Origin of the sequence: Streptomyces sp. NPDC000151 (assembly GCF_040301705.1) — a bacterium.
GTDB lineage: Bacteria > Actinomycetota > Actinomycetes > Streptomycetales > Streptomycetaceae > Streptomyces.
Window position 1 is genome coordinate 1 of the sequence record NZ_JBEPFC010000224.1, and the last position, 7,987, is coordinate 7,987.

The following is a 7,987-nucleotide window of genomic DNA, read 5'->3' on the forward strand; positions in this document are numbered from 1 at the left end:
ACCCGGTGCGCAGGATCGCGCTGGCGGCGGCGCGGGAGCTGCGGCGCGGCGGGACCGGGGCGCGGGTGCTTGCGGCGCTGCGGCAGCGGCGGGCGGTGATCGATCAGGCGGGGCTCGGCGCGCGGCAGCGGCAGCTGAATCTCGCCGGCGCGCTGGAGATCGCCGGTGGCGGCCGGCTGCTGCGCGGCGGACGGGTGGTGCTGGTGGACGATCTGATGACCACCGGAGCGTCGCTGGCCGAGGCGTCGCGGGCGGTCGGAGCGGCAGGAGGGAGGGTGGCGGGAGCGGCCGTCGTGGCGGCCTCACCCAGTGCTTTCGAAATCAACTGGAACTGACCGTGAAAATTCATCGTTGCAGGTACTGAGGACAAAAAATCACTCAAACGGAGCTGGTCCCCGCGAGGGGGTGCCGACAACCCCCCAAGCGAGCTATGTTCGGTTGTGAGGACTTGGCAGACGTTTTGCCTCGTATGCCGGATAGGTGCGATTCACGATGCCGGCAGAGATGCTGAAAACGGCTGGAGTGGAGTCCTGGTACGTGGGGGAGGAGGAGGTGAAAGTCGCCAAGTCCGAGGCTTCGGCAATCACCGGGGCCTGGTGCAAGAAGGAATTGCTCCGCCCACTGAGCGGAGTGATCCGGGAACGGAGTTCTGCGTGGACATCGTCGTCAAGGGCCGCAAGACCGAGGTGCCCGAGCGGTTCCGCAAGCACGTGGCCGAGAAGCTGAAGCTGGACAAGGTCCAGAAGCTCGACGGCAAGGTGATCAGCCTGGACGTCGAGGTGTCCAAGGAGCCCAACCCGCGACAGGCCGACCGTTCCGACCGGGTGGAGATCACTCTCCGCTCCCGTGGCCCGGTGGTCCGGGCCGAGGCGGCTGCCGCCGACCCGTACGCCGCGCTCGATCTGGCCACGGCCAAGCTCGAGGCGCGACTCCGTAAGCAGCACGACAAGCGACACTCGCGGCGCGGCAGCGGACGCATCCCGGCGAGCGACGTGGCCGTCAGCGTCCCGGACGCGGCGCGGCTCAACACCAACGGCGAACTGGTCGGCGAGGAAGCGGCCGCCGAGGAGAAGGTGCCGACCACCCGGATCGGCTCGCTGGAGGTCCAGGGCGAAGGCCCCCTGATCGTTCGCGAGAAGACCCACTCCGCGGCGCCCATGGCCCTCGACCAGGCGCTTTACGAGATGGAGCTGGTCGGACACGACTTCTATCTCTTCGTCGACGCCGACACCAAGCAGCCCAGCGTGGTCTACCGGAGGCACGCATACGACTACGGCGTCATCCGTCTGAACTCCGATCCGTTCGCGGACGGAACGCCCACCGACGCCGGCGGGGCGCTCGGCGGCTGACGCACTCCCGAGGTGCCCCCGGCGCACGCCGGGGGCGCCATTGTGGCCGCTGTGAGCAGGAGTTGAGACCGTATAGAGTCTGTGCGACCAGGGTGTTCAGGCACGAGGCGGCGACATGCCGGGGAGACGATTTGTGTATGGCGCTGATCGGGCTGGCCGTAGCGGGCTGTTGTCAACCAGCCTTATGAGAAAGCTCAGGCCCTCCGGGCCGAGTAGTTGACGGGGAGGAACGATGGGGGACAGCTTCGGGCCCGTGCGCGACGAAGCGGACGATGACGGCGTCGGCACGGCCGACGATGTCGGCTCGGCCGCAGCGGCGTCCCGCAAGGAGCCGATCAGAGTCCTGGTGGTGGACGACCACGCACTCTTCCGGCGGGGGCTGGAGATCGTGCTGGCCCAGGAAGAGGACATCCAGGTCGTCGGCGAGGCCGGGGACGGCGCAGAGGCCGTGGACAAGGCCGCGGACCTGCTGCCGGACATCGTGCTGATGGACGTGCGGATGCCCCGGCGGGGCGGTATCGAGGCGTGCACCTCCATCAAGGAAGTGGCCCCCAGCGCGAAGATCATCATGCTGACGATCAGCGACGAGGAAGCCGACCTCTACGACGCGATCAAGGCGGGTGCCACGGGGTATCTCCTCAAGGAGATCTCCACCGACGAGGTGGCCACGGCGATTCGCGCGGTGGCCGACGGGCAGTCGCAGATCAGCCCCTCCATGGCGTCCAAACTCCTCACGGAGTTCAAGTCGATGATCCAGCGGACGGACGAGCGGCGGCTCGTTCCGGCGCCGCGGCTCACGGACCGCGAGCTGGAAGTGCTGAAGCTCGTCGCCACGGGAATGAACAACCGCGACATCGCCAAGGAACTGTTCATCTCCGAGAACACCGTGAAGAACCACGTCCGCAATATCCTGGAGAAACTGCAGCTGCACTCCCGGATGGAGGCGGTCGTGTACGCGATGCGCGAGAAGATCCTGGAGATCCGCTAGCGGGGGCACCGGGACGCGGGCGCACGGAGTCCCGACGGCCCCAGAACGTCATGGCCATGCCTCCCCAGCTTCGCCTCCCCTCCCTGCCTCCGCCTCCGCCGCCTCACGTCAGCCGAGACAGCTCGGCGGTGAGGGCGGCGAGCAGCGCCGGGTCGTCGCAGCGGTCGACCCGTACGGCATCGCAGTCGACCCAGGCGGCGGCCTCCACCAGGGCCTGGGCCATGGGACGTACGGCCTTGGGGCCCTGCATCGAGACCTGCCGGGCGACCAGCGTCGTGCCCTCGCGGGCCGGGTCGACCCGCCCCATCAGCTTGCCGCCGGCGAGCAGGGGCATGGCGAAGTAACCGTGTATCCGCTTGGGCCGGGGGACGTATGCCTCCAGCCGGTGCGTGAAGCCGAAGATCCGCTCCGTGCGCGGGCGGTCCCAGATCAGCGAGTCGAACGGCGAGAGCAGCGTGGTGCGGTGCCGGCCGCGCGGCGGCCCGGCCAGCGCGGCCGGGTCGGCCCAGGCCGCTTTGCCCCACCCCTCGACCTCGACCGGCACGAGTCCCGTGTCCTCGATGACCGCGCTGACCTGCTCGCCCTTGAGGCGGTGGTAATCCGCGAGGTCCGCGCGGGTGGCCACGCCCAGGGCCGCGCCGGCCTGCGCGACGAGGCGGCGTACGCACTCCGTGTCGTCGAGGCGGTCGTGCAGCAGGGCGTCGGGAACGGCGCGCTCGGCGAGGTCGTACACCCTTTTCCAGCCACGGCGCTCCGTACAGACCACGTCGCCGGTGTCGAGCAGCCACTCCACGGCGATCTTCGTCTCGGACCAGTCCCACCACTCGCCGCCCTTTCGCCCGCCACCCAGCTGGGTCGTGGTGAGCGGGCCGTCGGCCTTGAGGCGGTCCAGGACGGCGGCGCAGGAGCGCTCGGGGTCCTGCATGACGTGCCAGCGGTGGCCGCGCGCCCGCCAGGCCCGGCGCCGGAACGCGAAGTGCGGCCACTCCTCGATCGGCAGGATGCAGGCGGCGTGCGACCAGTACTCGAAGCTGTGCGGCTCGTACGACGCGTCGGGCGCCGGGTCAGCGCTGTCCGCGTCGGCGCGCGGGGTCCAGTACGCCGACTCCACGGCCGGGCGGCCGACCGGGCCGAGGCGGGCGTACGGGATGAGCTCGTGGGAGCGGGCCAGCACGGAGATCGTGTCGAGCTGGACGGCGCCGAGCCGGCGGAGCACGCCGCGCACGCCCGCGCGGCGGTCGGGCGCGCCCAGGAACCCCTGGGCGCGCAGCGCGAGGCGGCGCGCTTCATCGGCGGACAGACTGGTCACGGGCTGCGCTGCGGGCACGGCTGTCATGTGGATCAGAGTAGGACCGGCCACTGACAACGCTCCGGCGAATCGATCAACCGTTCCCTGTCCGGGCGGCTCACCTCTCGTCCCGGGCGGCTCACCTCTCGTAGGGCAGATACGGCGTGTCGGAGGAGAGGCCCAGGTCGGAGGGGAGGAGGGAGGCGAGCCAGGCGTCGCGGCGGGTGCCCTCGTGCGGGAGCTTCGCGCGGACCGTGCCCTCCATGCGGAACCCGGCCTTCAGGGCGACCGCCCGCGACGCTTCGTTGCCGGCCTCCGCGACCCACTCCATGCGCTCGACCTTGAGGTCGGCGAAGGCCCAGCGCACGAGCGCGCGGGCGGCCTCGACGGTGTACCCGCGGCCGCGCTGCTCCTTGACCGCCCAGTACCCGAGCTCGGCCTGGCGCTCGGGCGCCGCCAGCTGGGCCAGCCGGACCAGGCCGGCCGCGCCCACCAGCGTCCCGTCGCCCGCCGGGCGGCCGTCCTCCTTCAGCGTCACGGCGAACGCGTATCCGGTGTCCTCGCGCCAACCCCGGGCGGAGGCCGGGCCCACCCAGTCCTCCGCGTGTGCCCGCGTGTACGGGGAGGGGACGTTCGTCCAGCGCGGAATGTCGGGGTCCTGGCAGGCGGCGTGCACGGCTGCGGCGTCGGCGGGCCGGAAGGGCCGCAGGACGAGCCGCTCGGTGGTGAGCGTGACGGGTTCCATGGCAGCAGTGTGCGTATTGGCCGCGAAGGGCGCGAAGGAATTACGCTGCGCCCCCGGGTGCGACCGGAACCGGCAGTACCGGAATTGGCAGTACCGGCACCTTCTGCGGGCCTCGCGCGTTGTCGTAGCGAGGTGACATCGACAGTGTCGTAGCGAGTCGTGGAAAGTTGTGGAGAAGGGACAGGGGCCTTCGGGGCGACGGACCTCCCTGCGTAGCGGGGTCCTCCCTTACGATGGCCGTTGCGGCGGGGCCTGCCCCTTGGAAAAATGCCGCGCCCGCGCACCGACCGTGCACAGGCCCGACCGGCGAGGAGACCAGCCCAAGTGTCCGTCTTGACGAAGATCATGCGTGCAGGCGAAGGCAAGATCCTGCGCAAACTGCACCGCATCGCGGGCCAGGTCAACTCCATCGAAGAAGACTTCGTCAAACTCTCCGACGCCGAGCTGCGGGCCCTCACCGACGAGTACAAGGAGCGGTACGCCGACGGCGAGAGCCTGGACGACCTGCTCCCCGAGGCGTTCGCGACCGTCCGCGAGGCCGCCAAGCGGGTGCTCGGCCAGCGCCACTACGACGTCCAGCTCATGGGCGGCGCCGCGCTGCACCTCGGGTACGTCGCCGAGATGAAGACCGGTGAGGGCAAGACCCTGGTCGGCACCCTGCCCGCGTATCTGAACGCGCTGTCCGGCAAGGGCGTCCACCTCATCACGGTCAACGACTATCTGGCCGAGCGCGACTCCGAGATGATGGGCCGGGTCCACAAGTTCCTGGGCCTCTCGGTCGGTTGCATCCTGGCGAACATGACGCCGGCGCAGCGCCGCGAGCAGTACGGCTACGACATCACCTACGGCACGAACAACGAGTTCGGCTTCGACTACCTCCGCGACAACATGGCGTGGTCGCAGGACGAGTTGGTCCAGCGCGGCCACAACTTCGCGATCGTCGACGAGGTCGACTCCATCCTGGTCGACGAGGCCCGTACGCCGCTGATCATCTCCGGCCCGGCCGACTCGGCGACGAAGTGGTACGGCGACTTCGCCAAGCTGGTCAAGCGCCTGAAGAAGGGCGAGGCGGCCAATCCGCAGCGCGGCGTCGAGGAGACCGGCGACTACGACGTCGACGAGAAGAAGCGCACGGTCGGCATCCACGAGTCCGGTGTCAGCAAGGTCGAGGACTGGCTCGGCATCGACAACCTCTACGAGTCGGTCAACACCCCGCTCGTCGGTTATCTGAACAACGCCATCAAGGCGAAGGAACTGTTCAAGAAGGACAAGGACTACGTCGTCATCGACGGCGAGGTCATGATCGTCGACGAGCACACCGGCCGTATCCTCGCCGGCCGCCGTTACAACGAGGGCATGCACCAGGCGATCGAGGCGAAGGAAGGGGTGGAGATCAAGGACGAGAACCAGACCCTCGCCACGATCACCCTCCAGAACTTCTTCCGCCTCTACGACAAGCTCTCCGGCATGACCGGTACGGCCATGACCGAGGCGGCCGAGTTCCACCAGATCTACAAGCTCGGCGTCGTCCCGATCCCGACGAACAAGCCGATGGTCCGCAAGGACCAGGCGGACCTGATCTACCGCACCGAGGTCGCCAAGTTCGCCGCGGTCGTCGACGACATCGCCGAGAAGCACGAGAAGGGCCAGCCGATCCTGGTCGGTACGACCTCGGTCGAGAAGTCCGAGTACCTCTCGCAGCAGCTCAACAAGCGCGGCGTGCGGCACGAGGTGCTCAACGCCAAGCAGCACGACCGGGAGGCGTCGATCGTCGCCCAGGCCGGCCGCAAGGGCTCCGTCACGGTCGCGACGAACATGGCGGGCCGCGGTACGGACATCAAGCTCGGCGGCAATCCGGACGACATGGCCGAGACCGAGCTGCGCGGCATGGGCCTGGACCCGGTCGAGCACGTGGAGGAGTGGGCGGCCGCGCTGCCCGCGGCGCTGGAGAAGGCCGAGGCCGCGGTCAAGGCGGAGTTCGAGGAGGTCAAGGAGCTCGGCGGGCTCTACGTCCTCGGCACCGAGCGGCACGAGTCGCGCCGCATCGACAACCAGCTGCGCGGTCGTTCCGGCCGACAGGGCGACCCCGGCGAGTCCCGGTTCTACCTCTCGCTCGGCGACGACCTGATGCGGCTCTTCAAGGCCCAGATGGTCGAGCGCGTGATGGCCATGGCCAACGTCCCCGACGACGTGCCGATCGAGAACAAGATGGTGACGCGCGCCATCGCCTCCGCGCAGTCCCAGGTCGAGCAGCAGAACTTCGAGACGCGGAAGAACGTCCTGAAGTACGACGAGGTGCTCAACCGCCAGCGCGAGGTCATCTACGGCGAGCGCCGCCGCGTCCTGGAGGGCGAGGACCTGCAGGAGCAGATCACGCACTTCATGGACGACACCATCGACGCCTACATCCAGGCGGAGACGGTCGAGGGCTTCGCCGAGGAGTGGGACCTGGACCGGCTGTGGGGCGCGTTCAAGCAGCTGTACCCGGTCAAGGTGACCGTGGAGGAGCTGGAGGAGGAGGCCGGCGACCGCGCCGGGATCACCGCCGAGTTCATCGCCGAGGCGATCAAGGACGACATCCACGAGCAGTACGCGGCCCGCGAGGAGCAGCTCGGCTCGGAGATCATGCGGGAGCTGGAGCGCCGCGTGGTGCTGTCCGTCCTGGACCGCAAGTGGCGCGAGCACCTCTACGAGATGGACTACCTCCAGGAGGGCATCGGCCTGCGGGCGATGGCCCAGAAGGACCCGCTGGTGGAGTACCAGCGCGAGGGCTTCGACATGTTCACCGCCATGATGGAGGGCATCAAGGAGGAGTCCGTCGGCTACCTGTTCAACCTGGAGGTCCAGGTCGAGCAGCAGGTCGAGGAGGTCCCGGTGCAGGAGGAGGCCGAGGAGGCCCCGGCGGTCCAGGACGCGGTGCCGGCGCAGGCGGGGGCCGGCGGCCGGCCGGAGATCCACGCCAAGGGCCTGGACGCGCCGCAGCGCCCGGACCGGCTGCACTTCTCCGCGCCGACGGTGGACGGCGAGGGCGGGGTCGTCGAGGGCGACTTCACCAACGACGCCGTGCCCACGGGCCAGACCCGCTCGGAGACCGACGGCATGACGCGTGCCGAGCGCCGCAAGGCCCAGAAGGGCGGCCGGCGCCGCAAGAAGTGACCGGGCCGGCTTTGCCGGCGAGGTGACGGGCCGGGGCGCGCAGCGGAAGGCTGCGCCCCCGGCCCTTCGCGTGGCCGCTCGCCGCGCTCACACCGTCCGGTTCCAGACCGCGACCGACGGGCCGATGTCCAGGGCGGCGCAGCGCCAGCGGGCGTCGCGGCCCCGCTCGAGGCGGAAGGCGAGGGCCCGGACCCGCTCGCCCGCGCCGATCCGCGCGAACGCCTCGATGACGCCGCTGCGCGGGCAGTACACGCCGCACTCGCGGACCTCGGGCTCGGGACCGCGGAGGTGCCGTCCTGCGGGGCGCAGCGGGGCCTGTGGGGCGAGTTCCACGAGGCGGTCGTAGGCGGCGGGCAGGGCGTGGCCCAGCAGCGCGTGCACGGGGCGCCGGCCGCTCAGGGTGAGCACCAGCTGGTCGGCGAACCAGCGGTGCGGCTGCCGCGCGGCGGCGCGGTGGCGGG

General features: G+C 70.0%; 7 protein-coding genes. 4 read left to right on the forward strand and 3 right to left on the reverse strand.

What is annotated here, in order from left to right; translation table 11 throughout:
- The 3 genes from ABT381_RS34020 to ABT381_RS34030 form a co-directional block, all read left to right on the forward strand.
- A partial coding sequence (locus ABT381_RS34020; protein WP_351601371.1) for a phosphoribosyltransferase family protein occupies nucleotides 1–335 on the forward strand: 335 nt, incomplete at its 5' end.
- A gap of 318 nt (nucleotides 336–653) precedes the next feature.
- Nucleotides 654–1,349 carry a ribosome hibernation-promoting factor, HPF/YfiA family gene (gene hpf, locus ABT381_RS34025; protein ID WP_351601373.1) on the forward strand — a complete coding sequence of 232 codons (696 nt, stop codon included), beginning with the start codon at nucleotides 654–656 and terminating at the stop codon, nucleotides 1,347–1,349.
- Nucleotides 1,350–1,581: 232 nt separating this feature from the next.
- A complete protein-coding gene (locus ABT381_RS34030) occupies nucleotides 1,582–2,337 on the forward strand; it encodes a response regulator (protein WP_351601376.1) in 756 nt (251 codons plus the stop codon).
- 103 nt (nucleotides 2,338–2,440) lie between these two features.
- Here ABT381_RS34030 and ABT381_RS34035 read toward each other — a convergent pair whose 3' ends face one another.
- Together ABT381_RS34035 and ABT381_RS34040 are read right to left on the reverse strand one after the other, a co-directional pair.
- Complete coding sequence (locus ABT381_RS34035; protein ID WP_351601379.1) at nucleotides 2,441–3,673, reverse strand: winged helix-turn-helix domain-containing protein; 1,233 nt, start codon at nucleotides 3,671–3,673, stop codon at nucleotides 2,441–2,443.
- Between the two features lie 91 nt (nucleotides 3,674–3,764).
- Nucleotides 3,765–4,370, reverse strand: coding sequence for a GNAT family N-acetyltransferase (locus tag ABT381_RS34040; RefSeq protein WP_351601382.1), 606 nt, complete (start codon nucleotides 4,368–4,370; stop codon nucleotides 3,765–3,767).
- A 324-nt stretch (nucleotides 4,371–4,694) separates the two neighbouring features.
- Between ABT381_RS34040 and secA the strand changes: the two genes are divergently transcribed.
- Complete coding sequence (secA, locus tag ABT381_RS34045; RefSeq protein WP_351601385.1) at nucleotides 4,695–7,526, forward strand: preprotein translocase subunit SecA; 2,832 nt, start codon at nucleotides 4,695–4,697, stop codon at nucleotides 7,524–7,526.
- An 87-nt stretch (nucleotides 7,527–7,613) separates the two neighbouring features.
- Here the strand turns inward: secA and ABT381_RS34050 are convergent.
- Nucleotides 7,614–7,987, reverse strand: a 374-nt coding sequence (locus ABT381_RS34050) for an Rv3235 family protein (protein ID WP_351601388.1), incomplete at its 5' end; no start/stop codon positions are given.

Bases quoted from the DNA above. Each gene is read 5' to 3' on its own strand.
- ABT381_RS34030 (WP_351601376.1), top strand. From the start codon at position 1,582: ATGGGGGACAGCTTCGGGCCCGTGCGCGACGAAGCGGACGATGACGGC.
- ABT381_RS34035 (WP_351601379.1), bottom strand. From the start codon at position 3,673: ATGACAGCCGTGCCCGCAGCGCAGCCCGTGACCAGTCTGTCCGCCGAT.
- ABT381_RS34040 (WP_351601382.1), bottom strand. From the start codon at position 4,370: ATGGAACCCGTCACGCTCACCACCGAGCGGCTCGTCCTGCGGCCCTTC.